The 18,912-nt window shown below is 65.7% G+C and carries 15 protein-coding genes and 1 pseudogene; 8 read left to right on the top strand and 8 right to left on the bottom strand.

All coding sequences use genetic code 11. The annotated features are described in order from the left end of the window. Positions 1 to 137 precede the first annotated feature (137 nt). Positions 138 to 647, top strand: coding sequence for a hypothetical protein (locus tag CDN38_RS23430; RefSeq protein ID WP_075512646.1), 510 nt, complete (start codon positions 138 to 140; stop codon positions 645 to 647). A 5-nt stretch (positions 648 to 652) separates the two neighbouring features. Here the strand turns inward: CDN38_RS23430 and CDN38_RS23425 are convergent, their stop codons facing one another. Next, positions 653 to 1,282 (bottom strand): SDR family NAD(P)-dependent oxidoreductase, encoded by a 630-nt coding sequence (locus CDN38_RS23425; protein ID WP_075512645.1) that lies wholly within the window; start codon positions 1,280 to 1,282, stop codon positions 653 to 655. Positions 1,283 to 1,394: 112 nt separating this feature from the next. Here CDN38_RS23425 and CDN38_RS23420 point away from each other — a divergent pair, with 112 nt between their 5' ends. The 3 genes from CDN38_RS23420 to CDN38_RS23410 are packed head-to-tail and all read left to right on the top strand — an operon-like array spanning position 1,395 to position 4,338. Beyond that, complete coding sequence (locus CDN38_RS23420; RefSeq protein ID WP_099319210.1) at positions 1,395 to 2,171, top strand: crotonase/enoyl-CoA hydratase family protein; 777 nt, start codon at positions 1,395 to 1,397, stop codon at positions 2,169 to 2,171. Further along, on the top strand, positions 2,171 to 3,310 hold the full coding sequence (locus CDN38_RS23415) for an acyl-CoA dehydrogenase family protein (RefSeq protein ID WP_075512659.1): 1,140 nt from the start codon (positions 2,171 to 2,173) through the stop codon (positions 3,308 to 3,310). Before CDN38_RS23420 ends, CDN38_RS23415 begins: the two co-directional genes overlap by 1 nt. After that, positions 3,307 to 4,338: an acyl-CoA dehydrogenase family protein gene (locus tag CDN38_RS23410; protein ID WP_075512643.1), complete on the top strand. Its 1,032-nt coding sequence runs from the start codon at positions 3,307 to 3,309 to the stop codon at positions 4,336 to 4,338. The genes CDN38_RS23415 and CDN38_RS23410 overlap by 4 nt, the downstream gene beginning before the upstream one ends. A 96-nt stretch (positions 4,339 to 4,434) precedes the next feature. On the opposite strand, the gene CDN38_RS23405 is transcribed toward CDN38_RS23410, so the two are convergent. Next, a complete protein-coding gene (locus CDN38_RS23405) occupies positions 4,435 to 5,196 on the bottom strand; it encodes an SDR family oxidoreductase (protein WP_180276440.1) in 762 nt (253 codons plus the stop codon). Positions 5,197 to 5,319: 123 nt separating this feature from the next. Then, positions 5,320 to 7,509, bottom strand: coding sequence for a glycogen debranching protein GlgX (glgX, locus tag CDN38_RS23400; RefSeq protein WP_075512641.1), 2,190 nt, complete (start codon positions 7,507 to 7,509; stop codon positions 5,320 to 5,322). A 308-nt stretch (positions 7,510 to 7,817) separates the two neighbouring features. Between glgX and CDN38_RS23395 the strand changes: the two genes are divergently transcribed. From CDN38_RS23395 to CDN38_RS23385, 3 genes are all read left to right on the top strand, one after another. Then, positions 7,818 to 9,026 (top strand): alkane 1-monooxygenase, encoded by a 1,209-nt coding sequence (locus CDN38_RS23395; protein ID WP_408633022.1) that lies wholly within the window; start codon positions 7,818 to 7,820, stop codon positions 9,024 to 9,026. Between the two features lie 99 nt (positions 9,027 to 9,125). After that, positions 9,126 to 9,740 carry a TetR/AcrR family transcriptional regulator gene (locus CDN38_RS23390; protein ID WP_233027004.1) on the top strand — a complete coding sequence of 205 codons (615 nt, stop codon included), beginning with the start codon at positions 9,126 to 9,128 and terminating at the stop codon, positions 9,738 to 9,740. A gap of 47 nt (positions 9,741 to 9,787) precedes the next feature. Next, entirely contained in the window at positions 9,788 to 10,759 is a 972-nt protein-coding gene (locus tag CDN38_RS23385; protein ID WP_075512638.1) for an aldo/keto reductase, read from the top strand. Here CDN38_RS23385 and htpG read toward each other — a convergent pair whose 3' ends face one another. From htpG to CDN38_RS23365, 4 genes are all read right to left on the bottom strand, one after another. After that, positions 10,760 to 12,703 carry a molecular chaperone HtpG gene (htpG, locus tag CDN38_RS23380; RefSeq protein ID WP_075512658.1) on the bottom strand — a complete coding sequence of 648 codons (1,944 nt, stop codon included), beginning with the start codon at positions 12,701 to 12,703 and terminating at the stop codon, positions 10,760 to 10,762. A 248-nt stretch (positions 12,704 to 12,951) separates the two neighbouring features. Beyond that, positions 12,952 to 13,692, bottom strand: a complete 741-nt coding sequence (locus tag CDN38_RS23375; RefSeq protein WP_161951680.1) for a class I SAM-dependent methyltransferase — start codon at positions 13,690 to 13,692, stop codon at positions 12,952 to 12,954. A gap of 67 nt (positions 13,693 to 13,759) precedes the next feature. Further along, positions 13,760 to 14,464 (bottom strand): TetR/AcrR family transcriptional regulator, encoded by a 705-nt coding sequence (locus CDN38_RS23370; protein ID WP_075512637.1) that lies wholly within the window; start codon positions 14,462 to 14,464, stop codon positions 13,760 to 13,762. A gap of 51 nt (positions 14,465 to 14,515) precedes the next feature. After that, positions 14,516 to 15,529 (bottom strand): TIGR03617 family F420-dependent LLM class oxidoreductase, encoded by a 1,014-nt coding sequence (locus tag CDN38_RS23365; RefSeq protein ID WP_075512636.1) that lies wholly within the window; start codon positions 15,527 to 15,529, stop codon positions 14,516 to 14,518. 169 nt (positions 15,530 to 15,698) lie between these two features. On the opposite strand from CDN38_RS23365, the gene CDN38_RS23360 reads away from it, so the two are divergent. Beyond that, a complete protein-coding gene (locus tag CDN38_RS23360; protein ID WP_075512635.1) occupies positions 15,699 to 18,089 on the top strand; it encodes an ATP-binding protein in 2,391 nt (796 codons plus the stop codon). Positions 18,090 to 18,260: 171 nt separating this feature from the next. On the opposite strand, the pseudogene CDN38_RS23355 reads toward CDN38_RS23360, so the two are convergent. Beyond that, positions 18,261 to 18,910, bottom strand: a pseudogene (locus tag CDN38_RS23355) (class I SAM-dependent methyltransferase). Positions 18,911 to 18,912: the final 2 nt, after the last annotated feature.

Below are 18,912 nucleotides of genomic sequence, written 5' to 3'. Positions count from 1 at the left end.
TCCTTCGGGTCCTTGGACTCCGGGCCTGGCCGGGCCGACGTCGACGCATCCGTGATCTCAAGCCCGGCGGTGCGTACAATCACGCGCCGACAGGTCGAGCCGCATACCCGGCCCGGGACGAGCACCGAAGGAATCCGATGCCGATAATCAGGTTGCTGGTCGTCCTCGCGCTGAGTTGGCCGTGGATCGTGGCATGCGCGTCGCAGCAGCAGGCGCCGCCACACGCATCGGCTTCGAGTTCCACCTCGACGACCGTCAGCACGACCACTGCGAGCACCACCCAACCCGGTACCACCACGTCGCCTGCCACCACCGCACCGTGTGTGGGGTTGTCGATCTGTCCACCGCCGCCGCCGGACGCCGAGGGCAATCCCGCGTGTTTCTATTCCGATGGCTGGCAGGCAACGTCGTCAGGGGCCGGCATCGAGGTGTGGTATTTCCATGAGCCGCAAAACATGTCGACACCCGACAAGGTCACCGCGGTGGTGCGCAAGAAGGACGGCACCACCGAATCCCTGGAAGCCGATATCCAAGCGGGACAACAAGTACACCGCTTCGAGTTTGCGACCATCAACCAATCCGCTGTGGCAGAAGTGTTTCTGGACAGCAGCACCGGCCGCTGTTTCGTCATCGGGCCGGGCAGCTGACGATCTCAGCGTCGGTCTCCTGACGCATCGCGGCGCGCGGCACCGATGAGTTTCTGCATCAGCCGGTGCCCGCCGAGGACTATCGCGGCACGATCGGGTCCACTGCCGCGGTGCACCGCCGCGGCGTTGTCTCCGGCGATGAATACCGGGCCGCTTGCCAGGTTCGCCAACCCCTCGCGCGCCGCGTCGGCGGGTTCGGCGACCGAAATCCCCGGCACGTCGAAGTTCAGTCCGGCTCGCTGCATGGCCGGCGTGCGGGTCACCCCCAGCACCAGCTCGAGAACGTCAACCCCGTGGTCGCGCAGTTCCAGCCACAGGCTCTCGGCGAACAGCCGACTGAACGACTTGACGCCGGTGTACACCGACTGCCGCATCGAACCGTACATGGCCGCGGTCGAACCGACCAGCGGGATGCCGCCGCGTCGCCGAGCCCGCATCAGCCGCCCGAAGTGGTGTACCAGTTCGAGCATCCGGGTCACCCACCTGTCCGCGGTGTCGGCCAACGGCCCCGGCTTGCGCGCGATCAGCACCAGGTTGAACCCGCCACCGGCCAACTGCTTGGCGAACTCCGCTCCTACGCCCTCCGAACCACCGGCGATCACCGCCCACGGGCCATACTTCGCGACGTCGGGCATGGTTCCTCCTCCGCGCTGCGGGCCAGCACCACGTGGCATCGGCGAAAGCCACCAGTTCCATTCGGACACCGCGAGCGGGTTAGTGCAAGACCGAGTCCTTACAGTTTCGGTCATGAGCACCGTCTTGGACATTGCCAACAACGGACCGATCCGGATCTGGACGATCAATCTGCCCAATGTCGGGAACGCGATCACCGGCAAGGATTTCATCACCGCATTCGAGGCAGCCGTCGACCAAGCCAACGCCGACACCGGTAGCCGCGCGATCATCCTCACCGGGGCGGGCAAGATCTTCTCCGCGGGTGGCAACGTCAAGGAGATGGCCAACCGCGACGGGATGTTCGGGCTGGACGCACTCGACCAGCGGCACGCCTATATCGACGGCATCCAGCGGATCCCGCGGGCCTTGACCCGGCTCGAGGTTCCGTTGATCGGGGCGATCAACGGGCCGGCCATCGGCGCCGGCTGCGACCTGGCGATGATGTGCGACGTCCGGGTCGCGTCGGAGCGCGCCTGGTTCGCCGAAAGCTTCGTCCAGCTCGGGCTGATCCCCGGCGACGGCGGCACCTGGTTTCTGCAGCGGATCGTCGGCTACGAACGCGCCGCGGAGATGACGTTCACCGGCGACCGAGTGGACGCCGCGACCGCCCTGCAGTGGGGCATGGTGAGCCGGGTGGTGCCGCACGACGAACTGCTGACCGAAGCTCAGGCGCTGGCCGAACGCATCAGCAAGAATCCCGCCCACGCATTGCGGATGGCCAAGCGTCTGCTGCAGGAGTCGCGGGGCGGTTCGCTGGAGTCGACGCTGGGGCTGGCCGCGGCCATGCAACCGCTGGCCCATCGCGATCCCGAGCACCAGCACCGCATCGCCAAGTGGAAGACGCGTTGATGGCACCGACTAGGTTGGTGCCGCCCGCGGTCGTCGATCCATCGGTCACCGACGCGTTGCGCACCGAGGTTCGCGCGTTTCTCGCCGAGCAACTGGACGCCGGAGCGTTCACCCCGTCCGTCGATGCCTGGCTGACGCAATGGGACGAGGAGTTCACCGCCGCGCTGGCAGCACGCGGCTGGCTGGGCATGACCGTGCCCGTCGAATACGGCGGGCACGGACGCTCGTTCGTGGAGCGGTTCGTCGTCACCGAAGAACTGCTGGCAGCCGGTGCTCCCGTCGCCGCGCACTGGGTAGCGGACCGCCAGATCGTGCCGTCGCTGCTCAAATACGGTACGGAATCGCAGAAATCCCATTTCCTGCCCCGGATTGTGCGTGGCGAGTGCTTCTTCGGGATCGGCATGAGCGAACCCGACTCCGGCTCCGATCTGGCCAGTGTGCGCACCTGGGCCGACCGTGTCGACGGCGGCTGGTCGCTGTCGGGCACCAAGGTCTGGACGTCGGGCGCCCACCGCGCGCACGCGTTCATCGTGCTCGCCCGCACCGCACCGGTGGACTCCGGTGACCGGCATGCGGGGCTCAGTCAGTTCATCGTCGACCTGCGCGCGGCCGGCGTCGAAGTCCGGCCGGTCATCTCGATGAACGGCGACCACCACTTCAACGAGGTGATCCTCGACCGGGTGTTCGTGCCCGACGACATGGTGTTCGGCGAAATCGGCAATGGTTGGCAACAGGTGACGTCCGAGCTGAGTTTCGAGCGCAACGGGCCCGAACGCTTCCTGTCGACGTTCGTGCTGCTGGCGTCGGCCACCGAAAACATGGCCCTGCAACGACTTTCCCACGATGCCGAGCTGGGGCGGCTGGTGGCGCGGATTGCCGGGCTGCATCAGATGTCGGCCGCGGTGGCCGGGGCGCTGCAGCGCCATGATCGGGCCGACATCTCCGCGGCGGTGGTCAAGGTGCTCGGCACCACCGCCGAAGGCGACATCGCCGACTTCGCCGACCGGCACGCCGGTGGCGATTCGCACCACGCCGAGCTGGTGTCGCGGGCGATCGACCAGCGTCCGGGCTTCACGCTGCGGGGCGGAACCAACGAGGTGTTGCGGGGGCTCATCGCGCGGGGGCTGGGGCTGCGATGACTGGCACCGTCGACCCAACCGGCGCCGTCGACCCCGATCTGGTCGAGATGATGGATGCCGTCTTCGCCCACTACCGCGACATTCATCCTGGGGGCGTGGTGGGTGACGCGGCACTGTGGAGACGCCTCGATGATCTCGGCCTGGTGCGACTCACCGGGCCCGAAGAGTCCGGCGGCAGCGGAGCCGGCTGGTACGAAGCAGCCGAGCTGCTTGCTGCGGCGGTTCGTTATGCGGTGCGAATTCCGTTGGCCGAACACGATTTGTTGGCGTGCTGGCTGTTGCAGGCCAACCAGATGCCCGCCGACAGCGCCGTGCGGACGGTGTGTCTGCTCGACGACCGGGGTGTGGCCGACGACGTGCCCTGGGCGAGCGGTGCCGACCGGATCGTGGTGGTCTGGCGAACCGGCTCCGACTACCAGCTGGCCGAGGTGGCGGCAGAATCGCTCGTTATCACCGCTGGGACCAACCTGATCGGTGAACCGCGCGACTCGGTATCGGCGGATCCCGCTGTGCTGCGCGGGGTTCCGGTCGCCGCGCCGGTGGTGGCGACGCTGGCGCGTAGGTCCGCGCTGGTGCGGTCGATCCAGGTATGTGCGGCGCTGGACCGGATTGTGCAGCTGTCCGTCGAGCATGCGACATCACGGGTCCAGTTCGGCCGGCCGCTGTCGAAATTCCAGGCGATCCAGCACCTGGTCGCCGACATCGCCGCCGAGGCCGCCCTCGCCCGGGCCGCGACGGAGGCCGCGCTCACCGCGGCGGTTCGCAGCGACTGGTCCGCGCCGAACCTCGATTTCCTTGTCGCCGTTGCGCGTTCGTGTGCTGGTCAGGCCTGTTCGGTCGTGGTGCGCAATGCTCACCAGGTCCATGGCGCGATGGGTACCACCCGCGAACACCGCCTGCACGAGTACACCCGCGCGGCACTGGCGTGGCGCTCGGAGTTCGGTTCGGTCCACTACTGGGACGAGCAGGTCACCCGCGGGGCACTGGAAGCGGCGTCAGGGGGGCTGTGGAGCCTGATAACCGGGTGAGGCCAGGCGTGTTTCGCCGGGCGTAACGCCACGGCGAAAAATCGCGCCGGATATCGCCCTGGCGTTACGCTCGCGCTGCGCATCAGGCCGGCTCCCCTAACCGCCGTCGAGAACCGGGCCGCCGGCAGCCGATGCCCCCCTGGCGACCACGATCGGCATCGACGTCGCCGCGTCGGTGCGCAGGATGGTGTGCACCACATTGACCAAGTCCTCGACCGGCATCAACTTGCCGGGCATGGCGCCTGCGGACAGCCACAGCGGATACGCCTTCCGGGCGAGATCGCTGTCCCAGCCGATGTTCATTCCGGTCCGCGCATCGCCCTCGCCGCCCGCGCACTCGCCCACGATGAGGCAGGTAAACCCGATATCGGGGTGCTCGGCTCGCCACGCCTCGACCAATCTCTCCAGGGCCGCCTTGCTGACCCCGTACGCGCCGAGACCGGGCCACGGCGGTGTGTAACCACCCGTGTCGGATGACAGGTAGACCGCCTTGCCCGAGGCGACGGCCAAGTGTGGCACCGCTGCCGCGGTCGCCACCGCCGCGCCGATGACGTTGGTGTCGAAGACTCGCCGCCAGGTGTCGGCATCGGTATCGACCAAGCGGACCAGTGGGCTGATGCCCGGGGCGTAGACGAGGTTGTCGATTCCGCCGAGCGCCGCGGCGGCTTCGGCGATGGCCGATCGACACGACGCCTCGTCGGTGACGTCGCATTCCAAGGCGATGGCACCAGGACCGGCTTCGGTGGCCGCGGCCTGGGTTCGCTCGAGCCGCCGAGCGAGCAGCGCGACGTCATCGCCGCGCTGCGCAAGCCCGATACCGATGCAGCGCCCCAACCCGCTCGAGGCGCCGATGACCACCGTTTTCGACATACCCGCCTCCTACCCCAAGCGCCAGGTGCGACGAGACCCGCCAAAGCCACAGCGTATCGGGTCGCCGAAACTGTGTTATTGCAGACAAAGTACGAGTGCGGGCCTGCAAAATTACAGTCTCGGCGAGACGGCCGGCCGCAACTGCCCGGCAATGCTGGCGACAGCGGCCTGCAGCACCACCGCGCTGCGCGCGTCGACGGTGAGCCTTGCCGCGGCGGGCAATTCGTCGCACGGCGCCAGCTGCCGGGCACCGGTATAGATCACCGTGCGCCACCTCTCGCCGAATTTGGCCGGCGGCAAGGTGAATTCAATCGGCTCGTAGTGGGCGTTGAAGCACAGGACGAACGAGTCGTCGAGCACCCGCTGACCCCGTAGGTCGCGGTCGGGGATGCCGTGGCCGTTGAGGAACACCGCGATAGATTTCGCGAAGCTGGCGCCCCAGTCCTCCTCGGTCATCTCCGACCCGTCGGCGGCAAACCAGGCGATGTCGGGCAGACCGTCCTGGCCGCGACGGCCCACCGGCTTGCCGCTGAAAAACCGGCGCCGGCGAAACACCGGGTGGTTGGCGCGCAGTGCCGACACCGCGCGCGTGAAATCCAGCAGGCCGGTGTCGGCCTCGGCCCAATTGACCCAGGTGATTTCGTTGTCTTGGCAGTAGCCGTTGTTGTTTCCGTTCTGGGTGCGTCCGAGTTCGTCACCGTGGCAGATCATCGGCACGCCCTGGGACAGCAACAAGGTAGTGAGGAAGTTACGCTGCTGGCGGGCTCGCAGCTCGTTGATGCCGGGGTCGTCGGTCGGTCCTTCAGCGCCGCAGTTCCACGACCGGTTGTAGCTCTCGCCGTCGTTGTTGTCCTCGCCGTTGGCCTCGTTGTGCTTGTCGTTGTAGGACACCAGGTCGCGCAGCGTGAACCCGTCGTGGGCGGTGACGAAGTTGATCGAGGCGACCGGCCGGCGCGCGGTGTGTTCGTAGAGATCGGCCGATCCGGACAGTCGGTAGGCGAACTCGTCGAGGGTGGCGGGCTCACCGCGCCAGAAGTCGCGGACCGTGTCGCGGTACTTTCCGTTCCACTCCGTCCACTGCGGCGGGAAATTGCCCACCTGGTAGCCGCCTGGCCCGACATCCCAGGGCTCGGCGATGAGTTTGACCTGGCTGACCGTCGGATCCTGTTGCACGAGTTCGAAAAACGTTGCCAGTCGGTCGACTTCGTAGAACTCCCGGGCCAGCGTCGCGGCCAGGTCGAAGCGGAAGCCGTCGACGTGCATCTCGGTCACCCAGTAGCGCAACGAATCCATGATCAGCTGCAGCGAGTGCGGATGACCGACGTTGAGGCTGTTGCCCGTGCCGGTGTGGTCCAGGTAGTAGCGCCTGTCGTCGTCGACCAGCCGGTAGTAGGCAGCGTTGTCGATGCCGCGCATCGACAGTGTCGGGCCCAGGTGGTTGCCCTCGGCGGTGTGGTTGTAGACCACATCGAGGATGACCTCGATGCCCGCCTCGTGCAGGGTGCGCACCATCGCCTTGAACTCCTGCACCTGCCCGCCTGCCGAGGTGGCGCTGGAGTACTTCGGGTCGGGCGCAAAGAACGAGATGGTGTTGTAGCCCCAGTAATTCGAGAGGCCCTTGTCGACCAAGGTGGAGTCGTTGGCGAAGTGGTGCACCGGCATCAGCTCGATCGCGGTGACGCCGATGCTGGTGAGGTGCTCGACGATCGCCGGGTGGGCCACCGCGGCGTAGGTGCCGCGTAGGTGTTCCGGGATGTCCGGGTGAGTTTTCGTCAGGCCTTTGACGTGAGCCTCGTAGATGACCGTGTCGGCATAGTGGTGATTCGGCGGGCGGTCGGTGCCCCAGTCGAAGTAGGGATTGATCACCACGGCCTTGGGCATACTGGCCGCCGAGTCGTCCTCGTTGCGGCTCTCCGGATCACCGAAGTTGTAGCCGAACAGCGACTGGTTCCAGTCGAAAATGCCGTCGATGGCCTTCGAATACGGGTCCAGCAGCAACTTGTTCGGGTTGCACCGGTGGCCGGCGCGGGGGTCGTAGGGACCGTGGACCCGATACCCGTAACGCTGGCCGGGTTCGATGGTCGGCAGGTAAGCGTGCCAGACGAAGGCGTCGACCTCCGGCAGGGTGATCCGGGTCTCGGTGCCGTCGGTGTCGAACAGGCACAGCTCGACCCGCTCGGCGACCTCGCTGAACAGCGCGAAATTGGTGCCCGCCCCGTCGTATGTCGCGCCCAGCGGGTAGGCCCGGCCGGGCCAAACCTCGAGAGTGCGCGTAGGGGCAACGGCGGGAGCGCTGGTCATGGCCCAGTTGGTACCCCGTCGGTGCCGCGGTCAAACCCGCCCGGGGTTAACCCCGTCGGCTTCGGTCGATGCCAGTCACATACGAAACATCGTGCAGGGTAATCGATTTCGTGAAGTCAGGACCGGCGCCGCGATTGGAGTGCCAGTGTGCGCGTCACTGCGGCGCCCATAGCCGCCAGCCAGAGCGCTTGAACAAATTTGACGATTTATCTACAAATTAAACAAATAGTCTGATATGTTCATCACGGTCGGCCCGCCGCCCCGGCGGTGACCTCGTCCAGAAGGGAAACACCATGGGGACTACCGCAATGGGAGCAGCAATAGAGTCGCCGGTCGAACGATGGCGAGACCGTAAGCGACACCTGTGGCTGGTGGGACTCGTCCTGCCCACGGCGTTGCCGGTGAGCGTGGCGCTTGCCTGGGTGTTCGGCAAACTCGGCTGGAACGCCGCCACGCCGGTGTTGTGGTGGATCGGGCCACTGCTGCTCTACGTGCTGTTGCCCGTCCTGGATCTGTTCTTCGGCCCCGACGGCCAAAACCCGCCCGACGAGGTGATGGAGCGACTCGAAAACGACAAGTACTACCGCTACTGCACCTACGCGTTCATTCCGTTCCAGATGGTCAGCCTGATGCTGGCCTGCTACCTGTGGACGGCCGATAACCTGAGCTGGCTCGGCATCAACGGCGGCCTGGGCCTGATCTCCAAGATCGGCGTGACGCTGACCATCGGCGTGGTGGGCGGGGTGGGCATCAATACCGCCCACGAGTTGGGCCACAAGCGCGAGAACCTCGAGCGATGGTTGTCCAAGATCACCCTCGCCCAGACGCTGTACGGACATTTCTACATCGAGCACAACCGCGGCCACCACGTGCGGGTGGCCACCCCGGAGGACCCGGCCAGCGCGCGCTTCGCGGAAAGCTTCTGGATGTTCTTGCCGCGCAGCATGTTCGGCTCACTCAAGTCGGCCTGGGAACTGGAAAAGACCCGCATGCAGCGGATCAACAAGCCCACCTGGAGCCCGCGCAACGACGTGCTCAATGCCTGGGTCATGTCGATCGTCCTGTTCGGCGGGCTGCCCGCCGTCTTCGGGTGGCAGGTGCTGCCGTTCCTGATCATCCAGGCGTTCTACGGCGCGTCGCTGCTGGAATCGGTCAACTACCTCGAACATTACGGTCTGCTGCGGCAACGAACCGCTTCCGGACGGTACGAGCGATGCGCGCCGGTGCACAGCTGGAACTCCGACCACATCGTCACCAACATCTTCCTCTACCACCTGCAGCGGCACAGCGATCATCACGCCAACCCCCTGCGTCGCTATCAGACGCTGCGCAGCATGTCCGGCGCCCCCAACCTGCCCAGCGGGTATGCCACCCTGATCACCTTGACCTATCTTCCCCCGCTGTGGCGAAAGGTGATGGACCACCGCGTAATCGAGCACTACGGCGGCGATATCACCAAGGTGAACATCGATCCGCGCAAGCGCGACAAAGTCCTTGCCCGCTACGGAGCCCGGTGATGGCCGCCGGTCCATGTCCGGGGTCCGCCTGCGGGTACCGAACCCGCCGTTGCGGCCACGACGCCGCAAGCACGGTCCATGCACACTAATCTCAGCCCCATGGTCGAGACCGAGCCGTCGCGACACCGCAACCCGTATCAGAGCACCGCGTTGAGCCTGATGCACAACGGGGTGCTCGACGCGCTGCACGGCTTGCTGCTGCAACGGAAGTGGTCGTCGATCACGATGGCCGACGTGGCATCGGCGGCCGGCGTCAGCAGGGGCACCATCTACAACGAGTTCCAGTCACGACGCGGCCTGGCGCGTAGCTATGCCCTGCGGCTGACAGACACCATCGTCACCGGAATGCGAACGGCCATCGACGAGCACCACGGCGACGGCTACGGTGCCATGCGGACGGTCTTTCGCGACTTCTTCGACCGCGTCGACCACGATCCCCTTGTCCAGGTGTTGCGAACCGAGGACGCGCCCAACGACATTCTCCGGTTGATCACGGTCGAGAGCCAGTTCCTGGTCAACCATGCCTCGAGCCAGCTGTCGCAGACCTTCCAGGACAGCTGGGTCAACGCCGACGAATACGACGCGGCAGTGATGGGTCAGGCCGTGGTCCGGGCCGCACTGAGCTTTCTCGCGCTGCCCCCGGCCGACGCGGACGAGGCCGCGAGGGGCATGGCGCGCCTGCTCACGCCGTTCGTCGAATCGATTGGTACGTAGCAGCCGCGGGGTGTCCGCGTCGAGATGCGCTCAGTACGGTGTGAAACATGAAATATCTCGACGTCGAAGGAATCGGAAAGGTCAGCCGCATCGGGCTGGGCACCTGGCAGTTCGGTTCGCGTGAATGGGGATACGGGGACCGTTACGCCTCCGGCGCGGCCCGCGACATCGTGCAGCGCGCCCTCGGCCTGGGGGTCACGCTGTTCGACACCGCCGAGGTCTACGGCTTCGGCAAAAGCGAACGGATCCTCGGCGAGGCACTCGGCGACCGGCGCGACAAGGTCGTTGTGGCCAGCAAGATTCTCCCGGTCGTGCCGTTTCCCGCCGTGGTCAAGCAGCGCGCGCAGGCCAGCGCCCGGCGGCTGCAGCTCGACCGCATCCCGCTCTACCAGGTTCACCAGCCCAATCCGGTGGTCCCCGATTCGGTGATCATGCCGGGAATGCGCGAGCTGCTCGACGGCGGCAAGATCGGCGCGGCCGGCGTGTCCAACTACTCGCTGGCCCGATGGCGCAAGGCCGACGCCGCGCTCGGCCGCCCGGTCGTCAGCAACCAGGTGCATTTCTCCCTCGCCCACCCGGCTGCGCTCGACGACCTAGTTCCGTTCGCCGAGCGGGAGAACCGCGTCGTCATCGCCTACAGCCCCCTGGCGCAGGGGCTGCTGGGCGGCAAATACGGTGTGGACAACCGGCCGGGCGGCATTCGTGCCGTCAACCCGCTGTTCAGCACGGAGAATCTGCGCCGGATCGAGCCGCTGCTGCAGACGCTTCGCGCGGTTGCCGCGGAGGTCTACGCCAAGCCGGCCCAGGTGGCGCTGGCCTGGTTGATCAGCTTGCCGGGTGTGGTCGCGATCCCTGGGGCATCCAGCGTCGAACAGCTCGAGTTCAATGTTGCCGCAGCCGATATCGAGCTCCCCGCGGCGTCCCGTGAAGCACTCACCAAGGCGGCCAGGGCATTTCGTCCAACGTCGATGAGGCAGTTCCTCACCGACACGGTCCGCGAAAAGCTGAGCCGTCGCTAGCTATATCGTGCGCGTGAGCCGATTGGCCAGCAGCTCCGCGAACCGCGCCGGATCCTCTGGTGTCCCGCCTTCGGCCAAAAGTGCTGTGCCGTAAAGTAATTCCGCGGTCTCTGGTAAGGAGGGATCGTCACTGCGGTCTTGGTGTGCTTGACGCAGGCCGGTCACCAGCGGGTGGTTGGGGTTGAGCTCCAAGATCCGCTTGCCGACCGGAACTTCCTGCCCCGAAGCCCGATAGATACGGGCCAGCGCCGGGGTGATCCCAAAGGCGTCGGTGATCAAGCAGGCCGGCGACTCGGTCAGCCGCGTCGACAACCGCACTTCCTTGACGTGCTCGCTCAAGGTCTCCTTCAGCCAGGTGAGCAGGTCGGCGAACTCCTTCTGCTGCTCCTCGCGCTCGGCCTCGCTCTGGTCCTCGGCGGAGTCCAGGTCCACCTCACCCTTGGCAACCGACTGCAGTGGCTTGCCGTCGAACTCGCTGACCACCCCGACCCACACTTCGTCGACCGGGTCGGTGAGCAGCAGCACCTCGTAGCCCTTGGCTTTGAACGCCTCGAGATGCGGGGACTTGAGGATCTGCTGACGCGACTCCCCGGTCGCATAGAAGATCTGCTCCTGGCCCTCCTTCATGCGCGACACGTACTCGGCCAGCGTGGTGGCTTCCTCCTCGCTGTGGGTCGAGGCGAAGGACGAAATCTGCAGCAGGGTTTCCCGGTTGTCGAAGTCCGACAGCAGGCCCTCCTTGACGACCTTGCCGAACTGGGTCCAGAAGGTGCGATAGTCCTCTGGCCGCTCGGTCTGCAGGTCCTTGATGGTGGCCAGGACCTTCCTGGTCAGGCGGCGACGGATGGCCTTGATCTGGCGATCCTGCTGCAGGATTTCCCTGGACACGTTGAGCGACATGTCCTGCGCGTCGACCACACCCTTGACGAAGCGCAGGTATTCGGGCATGAGCTGGTCGCAGTCGCCCATGATGAACACCCGCTTGACGTAGAGCTGGATGCCGAAGCTGGCGTCCCGGTTGAACAGGTCGAACGGGGCGTGCTTGGGGATGAACAGCAGGGCTTGATACTCGAAGGTGCCCTCGGCCTTCATCGCGATGACTTCCAGCGGGTCGTCCCAGGCGTGTGCGATGTGTTTGTAGAACTCCTGGTACTCCTCGGCGGAGACCTCTTCTTTGGGCCTGGCCCATAGGGCCTTCATGGAGTTGAGGGTCTCGGTTTCGACGGTGACGGTCTCTTCACCACCTTCTTCGTCGGCGGCGGGTGGGGTGCGCTTCTCTACCTCCATCCGGATGGGCCAGGCGATGAAGTCGGAGTACTTCTTGACCAGGCTCCTGATCTTCCACTCCGAGGTGTAGTCGAACAGGTCGTTCTCGGCGTCTTCGGGCTTGAGGTGCAGCGTGACCGACGTTCCCTGCGGAACCCCGGCGGTTGATGCGTCGACGGATTCGATGGTGTAGGTGCCGTCGCCGCTGGACTCCCACCGGGTGGCCTCGCTCTCGCCGGCCTTGCGGGTGAGCAATTCGACTTTGTCGGCCACCATGAAGGACGAGTAGAAGCCGATGCCGAACTGACCGATCAGCTCCTCGGAGGCGAGCGCGTCCTTGGCCTCGCGCAACTGTGCACGCAGTTCGGCGGTGCCCGACTTGGCCAGCGTGCCGATCAGGTCCACCACCTCGGCGCGCGTCATTCCGATGCCGTTGTCGCGAACGGTCAGAGTCCTGGCGCCTTTGTCCGCCTCGATCTGGATGTGCAGATCGGAGGTGTCAACCTCCAGGTCCTTGTTGCGCAGGGCTTCGATCCGCATTTTGTCCAGGGCATCGGAAGCATTCGAGATCAACTCCCGCAGGAACGAATCCTTGTTGGAGTACACCGAATGGACCATCAGATCCAGCAGTTGCCGGGCTTCCGCCTGAAACTCCAGCTGCTCGACATGCGCGTTCATGACATTCCTTCCGACGAGATCACGTCTCGAATTTATCGAGCGGCAAATCGGCAGTCGGCTAGGGGTGTGCACCAACACCACCCCCTCGAAGCCGGTGGCGATGCCGTTGTTCGCGCCGAGTTCCAGCGCAGTCGCACACACCCGGTTTACTACCGGCGTTGTCGATGGCCATCGCGATTCGGTGAGAAACCTGGCTGATCACAGGCCGCCTGAACCTTGTCATGTCGCTGATTAGGGCGGCCGGCCGATCAGTATGACCTCGCCATCACGCAGCTGACATGGCCGGATTCGCCTGTGAGCTGCCGGGTTTCGATGTCAGTAAAGCCGACCTGTCTCAGCATCCGGGCAAGGTCGTTCGCTCGGTACAGGCGATAGACGCCCAAGTCGAACCGACGGGGCGCGGCCGAGTCGCCGTCGCGGAAGGCGAGCACCACGCGGCCGCCGGGGCGCAGAACTCGAGCGATCTCGGCGAGCGTCGTGTCCGGCTGGGACCAGAAGTACACCGTGTGTACAGCAACAACGGCGTCAACGCAGCTGGTCGGTAGCGGTAGCGTGATCCCGTTTCCCCGCACCAGCTCGACGCGGCCTTCCTGGATCGCCTGGGCGTTGCGGCGACGAGCGGCGGTGAGCATGGTCCCCGAGATTTCGATACCGGTGACCTTGGCGGCCCATGGCGAAAGCAATTGAACAGTGCGCCCTGGTCCGAACCCAATCTCTAGGACGTGCTCGTGAACTTGCGGCGCGAGCAGGTCGATGGCGGCGGCGTTGACCGCTTTGGTCTCACTGACCCAGATGCGGCCTAGTAGACGCCCAAGCACGCCATGGGGTGCGGCGGCTTGCCGCGACAACACACCAGCGATCCACCCGGCGGAGTGAGTGGTGTTGAGAGCCATGCGCACTCCCGCGAAATAGGCGAGAACAGTACCAACCAGGGACATGCCGAACCCGACGCCGACAGCACCAAACGCTGCGATGCCCGCGGCGGGCAACACGAACCCGTATCCGATGACAGCGGTCGGTACCAAATGAGCGGCCAACGGAGCGAGCAATGGGACGCTACGCATCGGGACACCCCAGCAAGCCTCGAGTCAAAAGCCCAGCCAACGTGCCCGCAATGATGTCGTCGTCGGGCCAGTGCACATCCGCCGGCGCCGGGTCCCACGGCATGTGTACCGCCCACAGCACGCAGGTCTCCACGATGGTGCGAGCGACAACGTCCACCGGCCCGGGCAGGTGCAGCGCACGACGCCGGAGAAGTTCGGTCAGCGCGGCGACCTGTCCTTTGCGGCCCTGGCCAAACCAGACCGCGGCGAGTTCCGGCAGTTCTGGGGCACATCGATCCACGACCTTGACGCTGATCCGGTGGCGAGCAAGGCGCCGGTAGAGGTCGCCGATTATCTCGGCAACTTCTTGCTCGACGGGGCAGGCCGGCTGCTCGCTAGACAGCGCCTGCACCAGCCGCAGTTCGGCGACTTCCCGGCCTAGTCGTTTTGCTACCAGCCCCGCCAGCGCGCCATCACTCGGTGTGTGGATCGGAAAGTCGTCTTCGCTGGGCGCCGGCTCGATGCCATCGGCATAGCGCAGCACCGCGCCAAGCAGCGCGGCTTTTCCTTCCACATAGCCGTATACCGTCCCTTTCGCCACTCCCACAACATCGGCTACGTCTTGCATCTGGGTGCTCCGGTAGCCATTGGCGACGAATGTGTCAGCCGCCGCTGAGATCAGCCGTGAGAACCGGTCGGCCGGCCGGGCGCGCACCATGGTCCGAGCGTAACTTGACTGACTCAGTCAGTCAAGATCGCTCAACGTCCATCATCCCTGCAGGCGGCGGGCTACCTCGCCGTACCGCTCGAAGCGCTCCCGATCGCCTCGGGCGTTGTAGAAGACGAGGCGGTCGGTGATCGCGGCGTACTTGTCGACCAGCGCGTCCCCCAACCCGTCCCAACTCGACTCCGTGGCGAAGACGGCAATGTGCTCGTCGGTGATCTGGCCGGCCATGCCGGCGAAGTCACCGGCCTTCTGTCTTTCCCGGATCCGGGCGGTCGTGCCCTCGAATCCGGCCTCGTCCAAGATGAACGCATAGTTGGGTGTGCTGGCGTAGAAGGCGATGCTGGCTCGCACAGCTTCTCGCTCCTTGTCACGCTCTTCGTCGCTGTCGCCGACAATCGTCAGCACGGGCACGATCACCGCGATGTCCGACGGTGCGCGCCCCGCTCTTGCCGCGCCGTGGGCAAGGTTGGGCACAACGTGGCGGGCGATGTAGCCAGGCTCGCCAATCGGATGGACGTGTACGCCGTCGGCCACTTCGCCCGCCATCCGCAGCATCCACGGATTTACCGCCGAGATATCGACTTGGGGATCGGGGGCGTCGATGGGGCCCGGGCTCCACTGCGGCGTGATGAAGTCGAGGTCATAGAACTCGCCGTGGTGTTCGAGCGTCCCGGTGCGGAAAGCGGAGAAGCACGCCTTGACGGCCAGCACGTAGTCGCGCAGCCGCGGTCCGGGCCGGTCGAAGGCCATCCCGTAGCGATGCACGATGTGACGGCGCACCTGAGTTCCCAGGCCCAGCCGGAACTTGCCGCCGGTTGCATCCTGAAGCTCCCACGCGGTGGCCGCCGTGACGAAGGGGCTTCGCGGAAAGGCGACCGCGACGCCGGTGGACAACTCGAGGCCGGGAGCCGCCTGCGAGGCCACGGCAGCACTGAGATAGGCGGTGCGGCCCGCCTCGGTGAACACCAGACCGGAGAATCCGGCCGCCTGGGCTAGCCGGGCCGCGTCACCGACCTTGCACAACGGCTCGGGAAACGTCATCGCGTCGATATGCATGGCGGGGAGCCTACGTGCATGGTCTGCGGCACGGCTGCAGACGGATCGTCAGCCGCTGCCGATCGACCGGCCGGGGTTGGATCGACGTTTCGGTTTGGCCGATTGGCGGCATTTGTAGTCAGGGGTGGCGATAGTAGCGTTAACGCGATGCAAGAACGTAGGTGCGCGGTTGACTGAGGCTGTCGACTTCCGGCTGTTGTTCGAGTCGGCTCCGGGCCTTTTTTTGGTGCTGGATCCCGACTTGAAGATCGTTGCCGTCACCGACGCTTACCTGCAGGCGACGATGACCGAACGAACGCGGATTCTGGGGCAGGTCATCTTCGAGACCTTTCCGGACAACCCCGGCGACCCCAACGCCGAAGGAGTCCGCAACCTGCGGGTGTCGCTGGATCGGGTGGTGCGTGATCGCGTTCCCGACGCGATGCCGGTGCAGCGTTACGACATTCGGCGCCCAGACGGGGACTTCGAGGAACGCTTCTGGAGCCCCACCAACTCACCGGTGCTGGACTCGGGCGGCGCGTTGCGCTACGTCATTCATCGCGTGGAGGACGTCACCGAGTTCGTCCGCCTGCAAGCATCCGACGCGGCGCAACAGGAGGAGACGGCCGCGCTGCGAGCCACCACCCAACAGATGGAGCAGGAGGTCTTCGCCCGCGCCTACGAGGTGGCCGAGACAAGCCGAAAGCTCAAGGAGGCCAACGCCGAACTGGCCGATCTCTACGCGCGGGCCAAGGAACTCGACGACCTGAAAAGCCAATTCTTCGCCAACGTCAGCCACGAACTGCGCACTCCGCTGATGCTGATCCTGGAGCCCGCCCGCAAGCTGCTGGAATCGACCGAACCACAGGAGCCGTCACGTGCCGATCTCGAGCTGATCGTCCGCAATGCCCGGTTGCTGCAACGGCACGTCAACAACCTGCTGGACGCCGCTCGGTTGGAAGCCGGTGCCGTCCAACCCAATTACGCGCACGTGGACGTCGCCGAGCATCTGCGCCTGGGTGCCTCACTGTTCGAATCGCTTGCGGTGGACCGCGACATCGAATTCAGCGTCGATGCGGACCAGCCCGTTACGGCGGAAATCGACCCCGAGCACTTGCACCAGATACTGGTGAACTTGTTGTCCAATGCTTTTAAATTCACCCAACCGAGTGGCACCGTGCGTTGTTCGGTCTCGACGGATCCCGACCATCGAGTCATCATCGAGGTCGCCGACAGCGGCCCGGGAATACCACTCGGGCAGCGGGCGGCGGTCTTCGACAGGTTCCACCAGGTGGAGGGCGGTCCCACGCGGGCGGTCGGTGGCACCGGGTTAGGACTGAGCATTGTCCGCGACCTGGTGGGATTGCACCGGGGCAGTGTCACCATCAGCGACGCCCGCGAAGGTGGAGCGCTGGTAATCGTCGACCTTCCGCGGCGCGCGCCCGCGGGCCTGCCGGTGCAGCCGGCCAGTCCCCGCGGAGCCGAGCGCTCCAGCCGGGATGCCGCCGGTGCAATCGCCGAAATCACCGCGATCTCGACAACGTCAGCCCAGCGTGAACCGGACATCGCCGACTCCAAACCTGTGATCGTGGTCATCGAAGACAACGTCGACCTCAATGCCTTTGTGTGCCAAGCACTTTTGCCGCACTACCGGGTCAAGGCGGCGTTCGACGGGCGGTCCGGACTGGAGCTGGCGCGCACGTACCGTCCGGACCTGATCGTGTGCGACATCATGATGCCGCAGCTCAGCGGCGACGAACTGCTGCATCAGGTTCGCGCCGACCCGGCGTTGGCCAACACACCGGTGCTGATCCTCACCGCCCGCGCCGACGACCAATCCAGGCTGGCATTGCTACAAGCCGGGGCGAACGACTACCTGTCCAAGCCATTCCAGCTGGACGAGCTGCGAGCGCGGGTCGACAACCTGGTGAATCTGCGACTCGCCGAAGCGCACGCACGGACCTTACGAGTGGCGGCCGAGCGCGAACGCATCGCGCTGGAACTGCATCGCTCGGTGACTCAGCGGTTGTTCCTCATCAGCCTGCAACTCAGCGCAGTCTTGCCGCTGGCCCGAGTGCCGGCCGTCGCCGAACGCATCGGCGAGTCGGTCAGCGAACTCGACGCGGTCATCGACGACGTCCGCAACACCATCAACCAGCTCGACATACCATCCGGCGACGAGACCAACTTTCGGCTGCGAATGTCGGATCTGCTCGGCGACGTGGCCGAAGCTCTGGACGCCAGATTTCAGGTTCTCTTCACCGGCCCGCTGGACACCATCGACAAAGCCATCACGAGCGCGCTCTACGACGCGGTGCAGCAGCTGGTCACGGCGATTCTGCGGCATGCAATCGCCGACGAGATCATCTTGCAGGCCACCTATGAGACCGACCTGGTGGTCACCGTGATCGAAAAATCCAGAACAGTCCCAAGTCCCACGGCGGCCACCGACCCGACGGCCCTACTCCCCCAGCAGCTTGCCGCGCGCGGTGCACGACTGGACATGACCACGCCGGACACCGGCGAGACGGCGTGGACCTGGACGGTGCCCATGGCTGCCACCCGGCCAGCGGACGACTGACCGGCGCCGGCTGCGACTGCGGCAGCCACTGGAGCATGCACGCAGTCCGCGCCGCTATCTTGGTCTGCGGCCGTTACGGGCAGTCGGCTTGTTCGCCGAGAAAATGCGCGCGGAGGTAGCGCGTGCGTGACAACCTCTTCGGGGTTTTCGGGCACCGACCGTAGGGCGTTCTTATGTGGTCGGCGTTGGGCTCTTGGTGCCGACGGTGATCAGGTCTGACACGATCTTCGTCCAGATCGGTCGCCGGACCCGGTGCTGATCGCTCACGATGAACCCGGCGCCTTCGAACAGTCCCGCATTTCGGCCGGCGAGGCATTGTGCTGCGGCTTCCACCTGCCGGCCGAGGGCGCCTGCAGCAGCGGTTGGCGTGCGCTCAGGGCCGCAACGGCCACCAGCCCGCCGGGCGCCAGCACCCGATGGAATTCCCGCAACGCCGCCGGCTGATCGAAGAAGTGAAACGCCGAGGCCGTCACGACGGCGTCGAGTGCGCCATCGTCGAAGGGCAGTTGCTCGGCGGGGCCGCGTAACCAGTGCACTCGGTTGGACCTGGCGCGAGCCTGATTGAGCATGCCATCGGACATGTCGACGCCGTAGATCTCGTCGGGATCCAATTCGCGCTGCATGCGGTCGCTGAGAATGCCAGTGCCGCAGGCGATGTCAGCGATCTTGCACGATCCGTGGGCGCGCAGTTGGGCAATCACCTCGTCGTGCGGCGGACGGTACACCCACTGCTGCAAGACCGGCAGGTCGTAGGCCGGGGCCAGCAGGCTCCACACCCGGGTGACGACGCCGTTGAGCCCGCGACGACGCGGTTGCGTCATGC

The sequence above is a fragment of the Mycobacterium ostraviense genome (assembly GCF_002705925.1).
Lineage (GTDB): Bacteria > Actinomycetota > Actinomycetes > Mycobacteriales > Mycobacteriaceae > Mycobacterium > Mycobacterium ostraviense.
This window is presented reverse-complemented; position numbering and strand designations above follow the sequence as displayed.